This window comes from Pseudarthrobacter raffinosi, assembly GCF_023913735.1.
Lineage (GTDB): Bacteria > Actinomycetota > Actinomycetes > Actinomycetales > Micrococcaceae > Arthrobacter > Arthrobacter raffinosi.
In genome coordinates this window covers 18,367-32,551 of the sequence record NZ_JAMXBH010000024.1, presented here as the reverse complement: position 1 = coordinate 32,551, position 14,185 = coordinate 18,367, and the positions used below count along the sequence as shown (strand labels likewise).

15 protein-coding genes and 1 pseudogene are annotated in these 14,185 nt (G+C 65.3%); 4 read left to right on the top strand and 12 right to left on the bottom strand.

Annotated elements, in window-relative coordinates; genetic code table 11:
* Positions 1 to 30 precede the first annotated feature (30 nt).
* The 6 genes from NG698_RS18770 to paaA are packed head-to-tail and all read right to left on the bottom strand — an operon-like array spanning position 31 to position 4,771.
* Positions 31 to 813, bottom strand: a complete 783-nt coding sequence (locus NG698_RS18770) for an enoyl-CoA hydratase/isomerase family protein (RefSeq protein ID WP_252611577.1) — start codon at positions 811 to 813, stop codon at positions 31 to 33.
* 7 nt (positions 814 to 820) lie between these two features.
* Positions 821 to 2,062, bottom strand: a complete 1,242-nt coding sequence (gene paaE / locus NG698_RS18765; RefSeq protein ID WP_252611575.1) for a 1,2-phenylacetyl-CoA epoxidase subunit PaaE — start codon at positions 2,060 to 2,062, stop codon at positions 821 to 823.
* A gap of 9 nt (positions 2,063 to 2,071) precedes the next feature.
* Positions 2,072 to 2,605 carry a 1,2-phenylacetyl-CoA epoxidase subunit PaaD gene (paaD, locus tag NG698_RS18760; RefSeq protein ID WP_252611573.1) on the bottom strand — a complete coding sequence of 178 codons (534 nt, stop codon included), beginning with the start codon at positions 2,603 to 2,605 and terminating at the stop codon, positions 2,072 to 2,074.
* Positions 2,602 to 3,453, bottom strand: coding sequence for a 1,2-phenylacetyl-CoA epoxidase subunit PaaC (gene paaC / locus NG698_RS18755; RefSeq protein ID WP_252611571.1), 852 nt, complete (start codon positions 3,451 to 3,453; stop codon positions 2,602 to 2,604). The genes paaD and paaC overlap by 4 nt, the downstream gene beginning before the upstream one ends.
* Complete coding sequence (gene paaB, locus NG698_RS18750; RefSeq protein ID WP_252611569.1) at positions 3,450 to 3,767, bottom strand: 1,2-phenylacetyl-CoA epoxidase subunit PaaB; 318 nt, start codon at positions 3,765 to 3,767, stop codon at positions 3,450 to 3,452. The genes paaC and paaB overlap by 4 nt, the downstream gene beginning before the upstream one ends.
* A complete protein-coding gene (paaA, locus tag NG698_RS18745; protein WP_252611561.1) occupies positions 3,764 to 4,771 on the bottom strand; it encodes a 1,2-phenylacetyl-CoA epoxidase subunit PaaA in 1,008 nt (335 codons plus the stop codon). Before paaA ends, paaB begins: the two co-directional genes overlap by 4 nt.
* A 324-nt stretch (positions 4,772 to 5,095) precedes the next feature.
* Between paaA and NG698_RS18740 the strand changes: the two genes are divergently transcribed.
* Positions 5,096 to 6,070: a hypothetical protein gene (locus NG698_RS18740; RefSeq protein WP_252611559.1), complete on the top strand. Its 975-nt coding sequence runs from the start codon at positions 5,096 to 5,098 to the stop codon at positions 6,068 to 6,070.
* A gap of 181 nt (positions 6,071 to 6,251) precedes the next feature.
* Here the strand turns inward: NG698_RS18740 and NG698_RS21825 are convergent, their stop codons facing one another.
* The 5 genes from NG698_RS21825 to NG698_RS18715 form a co-directional block, all read right to left on the bottom strand.
* On the bottom strand, positions 6,252 to 6,692 hold the full coding sequence (locus NG698_RS21825) for a HepT-like ribonuclease domain-containing protein (protein ID WP_252611557.1): 441 nt from the start codon (positions 6,690 to 6,692) through the stop codon (positions 6,252 to 6,254).
* Positions 6,689 to 7,135, bottom strand: coding sequence for a helix-turn-helix domain-containing protein (locus tag NG698_RS18730; protein ID WP_252611555.1), 447 nt, complete (start codon positions 7,133 to 7,135; stop codon positions 6,689 to 6,691). Before NG698_RS18730 ends, NG698_RS21825 begins: the two co-directional genes overlap by 4 nt.
* Positions 7,136 to 7,200: 65 nt before the next feature.
* The gene (locus NG698_RS18725; RefSeq protein WP_252611552.1) at positions 7,201 to 9,723 is read right to left on the bottom strand and encodes an AMP-binding protein; all 2,523 of its coding nucleotides are present in this window, start codon (positions 9,721 to 9,723) and stop codon (positions 7,201 to 7,203) included.
* Positions 9,724 to 10,164: 441 nt separating this feature from the next.
* On the bottom strand, positions 10,165 to 11,355 hold the full coding sequence (locus NG698_RS18720) for a type II toxin-antitoxin system HipA family toxin (RefSeq protein ID WP_252611550.1): 1,191 nt from the start codon (positions 11,353 to 11,355) through the stop codon (positions 10,165 to 10,167).
* Positions 11,348 to 11,551 carry a helix-turn-helix transcriptional regulator gene (locus NG698_RS18715; RefSeq protein WP_252598615.1) on the bottom strand — a complete coding sequence of 68 codons (204 nt, stop codon included), beginning with the start codon at positions 11,549 to 11,551 and terminating at the stop codon, positions 11,348 to 11,350. The genes NG698_RS18720 and NG698_RS18715 overlap by 8 nt, the downstream gene beginning before the upstream one ends.
* A 259-nt stretch (positions 11,552 to 11,810) precedes the next feature.
* Between NG698_RS18715 and NG698_RS18710 the strand changes: the two genes are divergently transcribed.
* The 3 genes from NG698_RS18710 (at position 11,811) to NG698_RS18700 (ending at position 13,671) form a co-directional block, all read left to right on the top strand.
* Positions 11,811 to 12,236, top strand: coding sequence for a helix-turn-helix transcriptional regulator (locus NG698_RS18710; protein WP_252611548.1), 426 nt, complete (start codon positions 11,811 to 11,813; stop codon positions 12,234 to 12,236).
* Between the two features lie 22 nt (positions 12,237 to 12,258).
* On the top strand, positions 12,259 to 12,666 hold the full coding sequence (locus NG698_RS18705) for a VOC family protein (protein ID WP_252611546.1): 408 nt from the start codon (positions 12,259 to 12,261) through the stop codon (positions 12,664 to 12,666).
* Between the two features lie 222 nt (positions 12,667 to 12,888).
* A complete protein-coding gene (locus NG698_RS18700) occupies positions 12,889 to 13,671 on the top strand; it encodes a hypothetical protein (RefSeq protein WP_252611544.1) in 783 nt (260 codons plus the stop codon).
* A 359-nt stretch (positions 13,672 to 14,030) separates the two neighbouring features.
* On the opposite strand, the pseudogene NG698_RS18695 reads toward NG698_RS18700, so the two are convergent.
* Positions 14,031 to 14,120 (bottom strand): annotated as a pseudogene (locus NG698_RS18695) (low molecular weight phosphatase family protein); the annotation flags it as partial.
* Positions 14,121 to 14,185 lie beyond the last annotated feature (65 nt).

Below are 14,185 nucleotides of genomic sequence, written 5' to 3'. Positions count from 1 at the left end.
GGTCTCGTCAAGCTCGACCACCGGGCCGGCTCAACCACCGGTGAACTGCGGCTCGCGCTTCTCTTGGAACGCACGGAAGCCCTCCGCGTAGTCCGCGGTCTTGCACAGGCGGGCCTGTTCGGCATTTTCCTCGGCCATAGCGTCCCACAGGCCCAGCCGTTGGTCGCGGATGTGAGCCACCAGCTCCTTGCTCGCCGTGAAGGCACCTGTGGCCCCGGCGGCAACCTTCGACACAATTTCCTGGGTGTTGGCCAACAGTCCGTCGGCTGGCATCGCCCGGCTGAACATCCCCTGCGCCACGGCCTCCGTCCCTGTCATGAGCTCGGCCGTGTAGATCAGGTCCAGCGTCCGGTGCATGCCCAGCCGCTCCGTGAAGTACCAGTGCCCGCCAGAATCAAGGGTGGCGCCCAGCTTGGCGAACGGCGACCCGAACTTCGCGTTCTCCGCCACGTACACCACGTCCGTGGCCAGCAGCAGGCCCAGCCCCACGCCCAGGCACGCACCATGCGCCGCCGCGAACGTCGGGGCAGGGAATTCGCTCATCTTTTTCAGCAGCGGCTGCACCAGCCCACCCAGGTATGCCTCGGCGTCGTCCGTCTCCGGTGTCACGGCCGAAATATCCCGGCCCGCGCAGAAGGCGCGGCCCTCTCCCCTGAGCAGCAGCGCCCGCACCTCACCGCGCGAGGCGGCGGCAGCGGCGTCGTCGTACGCCTGTGTTAAATCAGCGAGCGCCTGCTCGTCGAGGGAGTTCAGCTTGTAGGGCGCGTCCAGGACCACTTCGGCGACGTTGTTGGCGATGGAGAGGGAGATCATGGGTTCCTTAGACGTCGAAGTCGACTGTTACTTCTTTGCTGGTGGGGTGGCTCTGGCAGGTCAGGACGTACCCCTTGTCCAGTTCATCCTGCTCCAGCGCGTAGTTTTCGTCCATGGTCACGGTGCCGGTGACCAGTTTGGCGCGGCACGTGCCGCACACTCCCCCGGCGCATGCGAACGGCACATCCGCGCGGACCCGCAGCGCGGCGTTCAGGATGGACTCGCGGGCGTGCGTGGGGCTGGCCACCTCGCCCTGCAGGCCGTCCAGCTTGAACGTGATCCTGTACGTCTCCTGGGACTCGTCCACCACCACGGGACGGCCGGCGTGGCCCTCCGGGCGGTCCGGCTTTCCGCTCGTGAACAGTTCGAACCGCACGTGCTCCGGCTTCACCCCGCGCTCGGCCAGGGTGTCCCGGCACAGCTGCACCAGCTCGAACGGCCCGCACAGGAACCACTCGTCCACATCGTCCGCGTGGATGGCGGTGCCCAAGAGCTGCTGGAGCTTTTCGGCGTCGATCCGTCCGCTGAGCAGCGGCGCGATCCGCTGCTCGCGGGACAGCACGTGGTGGATGGCCAGCCGCTGCGGGTACTTGTCCTTCAGGTCCGCCAGCTCCTCCAGGAACATCACGTCCATGGCGGCCTTGTTGGCGTAGATCAGGTCAAAGCGCGTCTCCGGGTTGGCGGCCAGCAGCGTGCGGGCGATCGCGATCACCGGGGTGATGCCGCTCCCCGCCGCGATGGCCACAAAGGTGCCCGCCCCCTGGGCAGCTGCCTCCCCCGCGAGCTCTTCCGGGTGGTTCATGGAGTTCATGACGTTCTGCTCCACGGCCTTGCCGTCCCGGCCGTGCTTGGACACAAACGCGCCCATGGGGCTCATGACGTCCAGGGTGTCCCCGGCCTTCAGCTCCGCGTTGGCCCACGTGGAGAACAGCCCGCCCAGGTCCTGCTTCACGGCCACCCGGATCTCGCTGCTGCCGTCCGGGAACGTGCGAGGCTCGGCGCAGATGGAGTAGCTGCGGCGCACCTCATGCGACTCGCCGTTCTCATCCTGCAGCGTGGCGCGCAGGGCCACATACTGGCCGGGCAGGTAGTCGAACTGGCCGGCGAGCTCTTTGGGTACTCCGAACGTGACCTCGATGGCATCCTCGGTCAGCCGCCGCACCTCCGCCACGGCGAGCGTATGGAAGGACGGACGACGGCGGCCGCTGGCTAGCGCCGATTCGGCGGCGGTCTGGCGCACAACAGGCATGGGGCTTCCTTACAGGACTTTGAAGTAGTCGAACGGTTCCAAGCAGTCCTTGCACACGTACAACGCCTTGCAGGACGTGGAGCCGAACCGGGTGAGCTCCTTGGTGTTCAGGCTGGAGCACTGCGGGCATTTGACGGCCATTTTGAGCCTGATGGGGCCGCTGTGGCCGCCGGCTGCTGCCATGCCCGACGGCGGCGCGATGCCGTACTCCTGCAGCTTCGCCTTCCCCGCGTCCGTCATCCAGTCCGTGGTCCAGGCCGGGGCGAGCACCAGGTCCACTTCTGTGTCTTTGTAGCCCTCCCTGGCGAACGCTGCCTTCAGGTCGTCGCGGATGGCGTCCATGGCCGGGCAGCCCGAGTACGTGGGCGTGATGGTGACTTTGACTTGTTCTTCTGTCACCTGCACGTCGCGGAGGATCCCGAGGTCCGCGATGGTGAGCACGGGGATTTCCGGATCGCAGACCGTGGCGGCGATGTCCCACGCCTGCTGCTGTTGTGTCTGCTGCCGTGTCGGGTGCGGCGCAGCGGTGGCCACGGCGGTCACCAGCTTGCTCCGGGATGCTCCCGGGCGAGCACCTGCATCTCCGCGAGGAGGTAACCCAGGTTCTCGGAGTGCCGGCCGTGCCGACCGCCGCCGGGGGCAGCCGGCCCGTCCGGCACCTCCAACTCCGCTTCGGCGAGGATCTCCCCCGTCAGGCGGTCAAAGTCGGCTTTCAGGCTGGAAGGCTCGACGGCGGCGCCCGTTTCAGCCAGGCGTGTGGTCAGCTCGTCGTCCTGGAAGAGCTCGGCGACGTAGGGCCACATCTGCTTCAGGCCTTGGATCATCCGGGTGCGGGATTCCTCGGTGCCGCCGGCCAGGCGGAGGACCCACTGGGCGCTGTGGTCCCGGTGGTAGTCCACTTCCTTCACGGCCTTGGCGGCGATGGCGGCGAGTGTGGCGTCGCTCGACTCTGTGAGCCTGCGGTACAGCTCGAACTGGTAGTAGCTCACGATGAACTGGCGGGCGATGGTGGCCGCGAAGTCGCCGTTTGGCTGCTCAAAGATGGCGGCCGACCGGAACTCGTGCTCGCGCCTGAAGTACGCCAGATCGTCCTCGGTCTTGTCCCAGGCACCGCCGGCATAGGTGAGGAAGCTACGGGCATGGCCCAGCTGGTCCAGGGCGATGTTGCCCAGGGCCACGTCCTCTTCCAGCTCGGGGCCGCGGGAGATCCAGTGGCCCAGCCGCTGCGCGAGGATCAGGCCGTCGTCTCCGAGGCGCAGCGCGTACTCGGCCACGTCCTCGGTGGGCTTGGCCAGGCCGGTGCGGACCTCCAGGGCGATGTCCTCGGGGCGGAGGGCGTTGCCGGGGGTGATGCGGGTGGCTGACTCGTTGCCCATTGGAACAGCGTTCATAGGTGCTTCACCCCTTCGCTCTTGGTGTAGTACGTGGCATGCCGGTAGTCCTTGCCCTGCGGGGACTCGAAGAACGACCCCTTGGAGTCGGGATCGCTGGCGGCGATGGCGTCGGCCGGGACCACCCAGATGGACACACCCTCGTTGCGGCGGGTGTAGAGGTCTCGGGCGTTGCGCAGGGCCATGGCGGCATCCGGTGCGTGCAGGGACCCGGCGTGGACGTGGGACAGGCCGCGGCTGGACCGGACAAAGACCTCCCACAGGCCCCAGGCGTTGCGGTCGGTGGTTGCCTCCGGGCCTTTTGACTCGTTCATGCTGCGTATTCCTTTGTCTTCAGTGACTGTTTTGCTGCATACGCCGCGGCTGCTTCGCGGACCCAGGCGCCGTCGTCGTGCGCTTCCCTCCGGCGCTCAAGGCGCTGGGCGTTGCAGGGGCCGCGGCCGGCGAGGACTTCGTGGAACTCGTTCCAGTCCAGCGGGCCGTGCTCCCACTTTTTGGTGTCCTCGTTGAAGCGGATCTCGCTGTCCGGGAGGGTGAGGCCCAGCACGCGGACCTGCTCCACCATCATTCCCACGAAGCGGCTGCGGAGTTCGTCGTTGCTGAAGCGCTTGATGTTCCAGGCCATGGACTGGCGGGAGTTGGGCGAATCGTCGTCCGGCGGGCCGAACATCATCAGCGCCGGGGCGTACCAGCGGTTCACGGCGTCCTGGGCCAAATGCTTCTGTTCGGGGGTGCCGTGGGCGAGTTCCAGCAGGATCTCGAAGCCCTGGCGCTGGTGGAACGACTCCTCCTTGCAGACGCGCACCATGGCGCGGCCGTAGGGGCCGTAGGAGGCGCGGCACAGCGGCACCTGGTTGCAGATGGCGGCGCCGTCCACCAGCCAGCCGATGGCACCCATGTCCGCCCAGGTCAGGGCCGGGTAGTTGAAGATGCTGGAGTAGCGGGCCTTGCCGGCGATGAGATCGGCCATCATCTTGTCTCTTGTTTGACCGAGCGTCTCGGCGGCGGAGTACAGGTAGAGCCCGTGGCCGGCCTCGTCCTGGACCTTGGCCATCAGGATGGCCTTACGCTTCAGGCTCGGGGCCCGGGAAATCCAGTTGGCTTCCGGCTGCATCCCGATGATCTCCGAGTGGGCGTGCTGGGAGATCTGGCGCAGGAGGGTCTTGCGGTAGGCGTCCGGCATCCAGTCTTTTGGTTCAATGCGGGAGTCTTCGGCGATCACGCGGTCAAAGTTGGCCTGGCCGTCCGCGTCTTGGCGGTCCTTGGCCTGGCTGTCCGCGGCTTGGCGGTCCGCGTTATGCGGGGCGTTGGCTTCCATGGTTGCTCCTATGCACCTGCCTGGATTGGTTCGATTTATTTACCGACCGTTCGTTCAGGATATGCGCAGGGCGCGGAGGGCGTCAAGGAGGGGCCCGATGGGTGAGCTTGCCGAAACCGGGTCTCGACAGGCTCGATTACCGGGCGGCGGCGACGCGCATATCCCTTGTCGACGCGCATATTCCCTGACGCGGCCCGTATTCCGTGAGCGTCAGAGCGGATGCGCGTCGATTGCGACCGTGCGCGTCGACCGTGGTGCAGGTAGTTTTCCACATGGCGGCAGCCTGATCTGTCGCACAGGGCGCGCAACTGGCATCTTCGGTACATGACCGACCTTCCACCGCTCCTTTTGGCCCGCGACCGCATCCAGCACGGACTGACCGCCAAGGACCTCGCCAAGGGAGTCAATGCCGGTTCGCTTGTCCGGATCCGGCACGGCGTCTACACCGACGGCCCCGCGTGGAAGCGACTGAAGCCCTGGGAACAGTACAGGCTCCGCATCAGCGCGGCGGCGGAAACCTTCGAACGTCCTACTGTGTTTGCCCGACATTCCGCCGCGTCTGTCTGGAGCATTCCCACCATTGGCCTGCACCATCCTGTCCACGCCCTGACGATGAAGAACGACGGCGGCCGGTCCCGTGCCGGGGTTGTTCGCCACTTCGCTGATCCGGCGGGTCTGACAGTGGTCCAGCGGGAGGGCCTGCTCGTCACCGGCCGCCTCCGCACTGTGCTGGATCTGGCCGCGTTTACGCCGTTTACGGAGGCGGCCACCCCGTTGGACCACGTGCTGAAACCGGACCGCGCTCTGCGACTGAGGGCCCTGACCAAGGATGAGTTGGTGACGGGCATCGGCGCGAACTACTCGGCGGCGGCCGGGCGAAGGATACTGGCCGCCTTGGCTTTCGCGGATCCAATGTCCGGTTCGGCGGGAGAGTCCTACAGCCGCGCGCTGATCCAGGTTGCCGGTTTCGAAACGCCGGTCCTGCAGCAAGCCATCCACGACAAGGACGGGCTTGTAGGCTATGCCGACTTCTACTGGAAGCTGGCCAAGGTGGTGGGAGAATTCGATGGCGTGGAGAAGTACGTCAAACCGGAGTTCCTCAAGGGCCGAACAGTATCGCAGGTGGTGGTGGAGGAAAAGAAGCGCGAGAACAGAATCCGGGCCACGGGATTCAACGTGGTGAGGTGGGACTGGGCCGATCTAAAGGAGCCGGGGAAGCTGGAAGGCATGCTGGCAGCGGCCGGCGTGCCCCGCCGTCGTGCGCGTTCTGCGGAACTCGACGCGCGAAAGACCCTATGACGCGCACACGCCCTGTCGCTACCGGTATTGCGTTCGCGACAGGTCATATGAGCAGCGCCACGCAACCTCCACGCTGTCGCACATATGCAACGTGAATCACGATATTGCGTATAAGCAAGATCGGTTCGGCGGTTTTTGGACAGCAACCGGGCAGGAGCGTCCCGGGTTGAAGGGTGACAGCCTAGGGCCAGCGTTCGACGTCGGCACGCATGTGGGCAAGCTGTGCCCTGAGCTCCGGCAGACTGCGGGCCGCCGTTTGCCACACGGTGTCGTTGCGAATGGCCGCGTAATCGTGTGAGAGCACATTCCGGAGGCCGCGCATCTGACGCCAGGGTATCGCGGGGTACTGCTCACGTACCGGCTCGGGGATCCGATCCGCGGCAGTGTTCAGGTCAATAAGGATGGACTTCATTGCCTCGCGCGACCGCCAATTTCCCGGATCGTTGAAGGCAGGCTCACCGTCATCCACGATCTGCTGCGCCCAGCCCAGCCGCTCCTCCATGTCTCCGATCAGCTGGAGGACCCTGCCCTCCGGGGCCGTAGCGAGGGAGAAGCTCGGATCCTTCCGCTCACGGGGCACGAACTGACCGCCCACGGGGACATCTTCGGGGTCCCCGCTCACAGGGGGATTGCTTCGCTGAGGATGCGCTCCATGATAGGGCCCCCTGAACCCGATGGGACGATGTCCACTTCCACGCCGAGCAGATCAATCATGTCCAGGCGGAAGCCGGACAGGTCGAAAAGTGTTGCGCCCGGTTCGAGGTCAACCAGAAGATCGACGTCGGATTCCGGTGTGTCCTCGCCTCTTGCCAACGATCCGAAAACGCGGACATTATGTGCTTTGTATCTGTGGGCGATCGCCAGTGTCTCGCCGCGGTGTTCAGCGAGGATCTCCGATGGCCGGCGCCTTAATACTTTCATGATCCTGTCAAGGGTTTCGGGCCGAGGGATGCGCTTCCCGGATTCATATGCCGACAGATTTGGCTGGCTGACATGCGAGAGCTCTGCTAGCCGTTTCTGGCTCAGCCCGGCACGAACCCTCTTCGCGGCGATCTCGCTGGTCATAGGTCAACTATATCGGGGCGATATAAGTCTGGCGGGGAGCATCTGGGCAGGAGGGCCAACCCGGCTCACCGGTCGGACAGGATCCGGCTCTTGGCACGGCCGATAACCGTTGGCGCATAGCTGCAGAGTGCCCAGTACGCCGAGCCTGCGGCCAGTGAGGCCACGACGGCGAGGGCGGGGCTGAGCTCAACTACCAGCGGGTAAACCAGCCAATGCACCAGATAGATGTGCAGGGACGCGCTGGCCAGCAGAACGGTGAGGCGCCGGAGCCCGGCCGGGACGGGAATGCTGGGCAGCCACAGGAGCAGGAGTATCCCGGCCAGGACAGTCAGTTCACGGACGGGGTTGTCGAAGAACCCCGGGATGGTCAAAGCGGCCACCAGGCTCACGGCGCCTCGCTGAAGGATATGGCGGGCCCGGGCAACCGCCCATCCCAGCGCGAAAAGCCAGAATATGGGCGGCGTGTGCGGAATTCCCGGCTCAAAAAGCTCATAGCGTGTAAGGAGTCCGGCGGCGAGGAGTACCAGCGGAAAAAGGAACGGGAGGCGCTTTTCGGCCCGGCTGACCCAGGGCAGGGCGAGCAACGCCGTCATGCTGACCAGCAGGTAGACGAGCACCTCGATGAACCAGAAATGCGACCGGGTGGTCACCTCTTCGGGTCCGATGATGGCGTTGAGGAGGAAGATATTCGCCAGGCTGTATCTGTCGGTGATCAGGTAGGCGAAGCCGATGAACGCCATGCTGGGGATGATGACCCTGGCCAGGCTGGCGGCTTGTTTCCGCAGCCGCGGCACACCTTCCCCGGAGAGCTGGAACCGGGCGAAGTTGAACCCCGCCACTGCCATGAGCACGTGGGCGGCACCCTGCCAGTGCAGGAATCCAATATGGGTACTGACAATCAGGAAAATCGAGACAGCCCGCAGCACGATGCTGGTTTCAAGCCGGGCGAACGGGCGGCGCTTCCGCGTCCGCGGCTGTTCAAGGCGGGCCCCCAGCACCCCCACCGGGGTGATGTGCCAGTCCGGGGGCAAATGCCCCAACGCCTGCTCAAGCCGCACGGACGCTGCCACATACGAAAGCGAGTCCCCGCCGAGCGTAACGAACGTGTCGTCGTCGGAAATGTCATCCAGCTCCAGCGTGTCCTCAAAAATGCGCACCACACTGTCCCGCGGCTTAGCTCCGGAGTTCGCGCTGGACGGCGCGCCTTGACCTGTGGGTTTGGCGAGCGCCAGGACGGCCGGGTAGTCCAGCTTGCCGGACGCCAGACGCGGGAGCTCCGGCACCGCGTGCACGTGCAGGGCAGCTCGGGGCAGGCCTATGCCCTGGGCGAGGAGCTTGCCCAGCAGCGCCGGGTCGTGTTCACCCTCGACGGCGACGACGAGTCCCTGGTCCGTGCCGGCGCTCGCGGCCTGAATACCAAGGTCGGCAAGGATCCGTTCCACTTGTCCAAGGTCGACGCGGAGGCCGACGATCTTGACGAACCGGCTGCGCCTTCCCACGACCTCGTACAGTCCGTCAGCGTTCTTGCGCGCCAGGTCGCCGGTGCGGAGTTCATCCACCGTCCGTCCGAGGCCGAGGTCCTCCGGCGTCTGGGCGTAACCCAGCATCACGTTGGGCCCGGAATAGACCAGCTCCCCATGCTCCAGTCCGGGGACCGGGTCTATCCGGAAGGCGCCGCCGGGGACAGGGATTCCGATGGCCCCTGGCGACGTACCTGCCAGCCGGGGCGGGAGGTATGCCATGCGTGCGGTGGCCTCCGTCTGGCCGTACATCACATAGAGATCCCAGCCGCTCCTTGCGCCCAGTCCGGCGTAGCGCCGGACCAGGTCAGGGCCGAGCCTGCCGCCAGCCTGGGTCACATACCTGAGCGTGGGCAGCTTCATCGCGGCGAACCCCACCCGCTCGAGCAACTCGAAGGTGTAGGGAACGGCTGCGAACGATGTGGCCCCCTCGCTGCGGAACAGATCCCAGAAGCAGGGGTCCACCACGGACAGATCCGTCAGGACCAGGCTGGCACCACGCAGCAGGTGGCTGTTGATCACTGACAGTCCATAGCAGTAGGACATGGGCAGCGTGGTCATAGCCCGGTCATACTCCGTGATGCCGAGGTATCCCGCGATGGACTCTGCGTTCGCCTGGAGGTTTTCATAGGACAGCCGCACAAGCTTGGGTGAACCGGTGGAGCCTGAGGTGCTCAACAGAAGGGCCAGGTCCGGGTGCAGAGAGTGTACGGTGCCAGGCCGCCGCTCCTCCAGCACTGTCCGGCCGTTCGCCGAACTCAGGATAACGTCCGGATCATAGGCCTCGACCAGGGACTCCAGGGCGGCAGGCTTGTCCGCGGGCAGGAGGATCAGCGGATGACCGGCCGCCATGGCCGCCAAGTACCCCACCAATGAGTCAACATCGTTACCGGCCGTCAGTGCCACCAGGCGTCGTTCGGTACCGAGGCGCCGGCCCAGCTCCTCAACACGGTCGGCCAGTTCCCGGTACGTTAAGACACCCTTGCTCGTGGCAATGGCAGTCCTGTCACCGTTGCTCGCGAGGTTCGAGGCAAACGACAGGCGTTGAAGGTCAAGTTGGGTGCTCATAGCGTGTGGTCCATAGGTGTCTTCGGCGATTTAGGGAAGCCTAACCTTGGAAGAGTACACCGGGCGTTGGTGAATTAAGAAACCAAAACGTACCCTATTTCTCCAGCCGCTGGCGTAATGCCGGGGTCTCGACAGGCTCGACCACCGGGGACGTACGACGTCGGCACCCTCGCCGAGTGCCGCCGTCGGACGTTCCTCCCCACTTCCTCCACGACGCGCACATTCCCTTAGGACGCGCACCCGCGCTGTCGACACCCGTATTCGGGGGTCCCCGGCGCGTTTGCGTAGCGCCAGACCGTTTGCGCGTCGCCACGACCGGCGCGCGGCAGGTACTAAATTATCGGCCTGGATAAGTTCAAGAGGGCCCGGTTCCGGCGGGATGGGAATTGCTCATCGAGGCGTCATGATTTCGACAGGCTCGATCACCGGGAGGACATCCGATCAGCCCTTTAGCTCGGCGCGGCGGAAGCGGAGTTCCTGCAGCGCCCCGTTCAAAGGTGACCCCGCGAAGGGAAGGACTTCCAGATCGATAGCGGTGGCTGCCGCCAACGCGATATTGTTGGCGGCAGTGGCCGCGCGTGGGGGCAACCCGATGCTGGCCGCAAACTCCTGCCAATGCCGGGCCTTGAGGTTCTTGACGCGGCCGGAGACGGTCAGGGCCATGGTGTCATCGCCATAGAGCAGCGTGCAGGGGATGTCGTAGACCGGCGCCACTACCCAGCCGCCGTACAGGCCCTCCAGGACCGACGCGTTCTTGGCATGCAGGTCACCGTTTCCGGTCAGCCACGCGAAGACGAACTGCAGGTAGAGGTTCCTGACGGCAACAGCTTTGGCTTTGCACAGCCCAGCCAACGCCTCCACTACTTCCTCGGAGCTCACGGCATATTTTGATGCCGGAGGGAGGTTCAGGACCTGTGCGGCATCCTCCAGGGCCAGGCGCAGCAGCCCGTGGTCCTGCGTGCGGTCGAACCGCTCCACGAGGAGTCCGGGCAGGCCATTCCGGTCCGAGACAACGCTGTGCTTGGCCACCGGGATTTTCAGCGCCTTAGCCCCCGTGAGGTGCGCTGCTTCATTTAGGACCAGATGAGGGTGCCGCGGCGGATCCAGTTTGAGCAGGTACCGCCGGCTGGCCAAGGCGACCGGGGTGGTCAGCATCGAAGCGCTGGCTTTGGCCTGGACTCCCGGTAGCCCGTGAGGGTCCACTGCGTCGGCGAGGACAGCGAAGTCCAGGTCCTCCGGACGCGACGTGTCCGCCAGCGGCAGTGGCTCCCCCGGCACTTTTCCGGCGGGTACGATCTGCACGTCACCGGGAACGTCGGCACCGACGGCAAGCAGAAGGCTGAGCTCATCGCCAAGGCTGGTCTTCACGGCGTCCTTCAGGACCGTGAGGCGGTGGCCTTCGGGTAAGAGGCCTGAGTAAAAGGACGGCAGCGCGCCACTGGGTGCTTCCACCGGCTCCGCGACAACAGGCAGGGTGGTCGCGATAGGGCGGCCGGCGGTGCTGAGGTAGTCGGGCGTGTAGGAAAAGACGACACTGCCGCGGCTGGTCCGGTTCAAACGTCCCGCCAGGACACCTGCCTTGTACACATCCGCGCTGCGGACGAATCTCAGTCGCCCCAGGTCGTCAGGCATCGGTAGCCTTGAGGTGCAGCCCCACAGCGTTGGCCGCGGCGGCCACCGTGACCAGGGATGGATTGCCGGTCCCGGTTTCGATGGCGTGAACGGTCCGGGAGGACGTACCGATCAGGTCGGCCAGCGTGCCCTGGGTGATACCAGCCTCCTTTCGGGCGCGCCGAATGCTCGCCCCGATGGCTGCGACGTCCTCCACTGCGGCTCCTTCTGAAGTATATTGCTGATTCCTCTGGTTTCACCGCCCACTTTTCCCTATTGGATACAAATCTGCAACATATTTCTGAAAATACGTTGTGGCCCTTCATGATCACGGGCAAACGCTTGAATCAGAAGGATATTTCCGATCATCCACTGCCTGGGGCGGCTGCCGCCGTCGGACGTTCCTCCCCAGCCCCTCCGCCCAGGACACGCAAAAGCCCGGCGTGTCAGGGGCTTTGTGAAACTAGACTTGCCTCATGACACCGCAGGAGCTGGCCAACCTGGCACATTTGCGCCGGGCGCGGGACCTGATCGACCGCGAGTACGCCCGGCCGCTCGATGTGCCCACCATGGCCGCCGGGGCCCTCATGTCAGCGGCGCACTTCTCCCGCCAGTTCAAGGCCGCCTACGGTGAGACGCCGTACAACTACCTAATGACGCGGCGGATCGAACGCGCCATGGCCCTGCTGCGCGCCGGCGCCAGCGTGACCGATGCGTGCATGGAGGTGGGTTCCACGTCCCTGGGTTCCTTCAGCTCGCGGTTCACCGAGATCGTCGGCATGACGCCCAGCGCCTACCGGGCCCGCGAACACCACGCCGTGAAGGCGATGCCCACGTGCATCGCCCGCCAGCACACCCGGCCCGCGCGCAAACCGAGCAGGTTTGAAGAAGCCTCTTCCTAGCCGCTCCCCTAGCGTGGGAGACATGAACATTTCATTGAAGTACGCACACGTCACCGTCAACGATCTCGATGAGTCCCTCGCCTTCTACCGCTACGCCCTTGGCCTGGAAGTCCGGAACGACGTCGGCTCGGACGGACAGCGCTGGGTCACCCTTGGCAGTGCCGCCCAGCCCGACCTTGAGATCGTCCTCTCCCCTCCCCACGCCGGCCGCTCCCAGGCCGACGGGGACTCCATCCAGGAGCTCCTCACCAAAGGCGTTATGCCCATGCTCGTGTTCAACACGGACGATCTCGACGCCACCTTCGAAACCCTCCGGGCGTCAGGCGCCGAGGTTCTCCAGGAACCCATCGTCCAGCCGTGGGGCCCGCGCGACTGCGCCTTCCGCGACCCGTCCGGCAACATGATCCGCATCAACCAGGGCTGCCATTAACGTTCGACGTCGGCACCCAACCCGGGGGCCGACGTCGTGCGTTCCTCCCCGGTTCTGTGACGCGCAAATTCGTTTTCGACCCGGATATTCCACTACGCAGTCCATATTCCGGGTGCGCCCGTGGAGGTGCGGGTCGGAAACGCACAAGCGCGTCGCCAGGACTTCTCCACATAGCGGCACCTACCCCTCGCGCCGAGGGCGCGCAGCTGGCATCTTCGCTACATGACCGACCTTCCACCGCTTCTCTTGGCCCGCGACCGCGTCCTTCACGGGCTGACCCCGAATGACCTCGCCAAGCGCGTAAAGGCCGGTTCCCTGGTCCGCGTCCAGGCAGCTGCGGAAACGTTCGAGAAACCCACGGTCTTCGCCAGGCAATCCGCCGCCAGCGTGTGGGGAATTCCCACCATCGGCCTGAACTACCCGGTCCAGGCCCTCACCATGAAGAACGACGGCGGCCGGTCACGTGCTGGAGTCCGCCGCCACTTTGCTGCACCGGCGGGTCTGATGGTGGTCCGGAGGGAGGGCCTGCTCGTCACCGGCCGCATCCGCACTGTCCTGGACCTGGCGGCGTTCACGCCTTTTACCGAGGCTGCCGCACCTCTGGACCATGTGCTTCGACGAGACCGGACCCTGCGGCTGCCTGCCTTGACGAAGGCTGAACTGGAGTCAGGTATCGGATCAATGTATTCCGCTGCTGCGGGGCGAAGGGTGCTGACCGCCGTGGCTTTCGCGGACCCTTTGTCCGGTTCCGCAGGGGAGTCCTACAGCCGCGCGCTGATCCATGTGGCCGGCTTCGAAGCCCCGGTCCTGCAGCAAGCCATCCACGACAGGGACGGCCTGGTGGGCTACACCGACTTCTACTGGAAGCTGGCCAAGGTGGTTGGCGAATCGATGGCGAGGAGAAGTACGTCAAACCGGAGTTCCTCAAGGGCCGGACCGCGTCGCAAGTGGTGGAGGAAAAGAAGCGCGAGAACAGAATCCGGGCCACGGGGTTCAACGTGGTGAGGTGGGATTGGGCCGATCTGATGAGGCCCGGGAAGCTGGAACGCAAGCTCGCAGCGACCGGCGCGCCCCGCCGTCGTACGCGTTCTGCGGTTTTCGACGCGCAAACCCGACCGTGACCCGCATATTCCTTGGCGCCGGTGATATTCAGGTGTCGACACGGAATATGCGTAACAAACCGGCGTGACCGCTTCCTGGCCGCGCTGATGAAATTCTCCACAGAGCTGGATGCTGCGCACGCCGTGAATCGTTCCCTGATGGCAGAGCTGAACCGTCAGGAACGGAACCGGCCCCACACGTGGACGGCCCAGTGCCCGCCGGCGTGATGCGAACGGGCCCTTGGATTGATGAAGCCAGTTCGTGCTGAGTTCCGCATAAAGCTTTTGGACCCGGGCCTGAATGTCGTCGCGCACGAGGCGAATGCGCTCCATTCCTTCGCTGTCGCGTTCGGAGGCAGCCGGAGCCCTAAGGGCCGCAAAGTACTCTGAGGGGACAGGCAAACCGCCTGCCTGCCCGG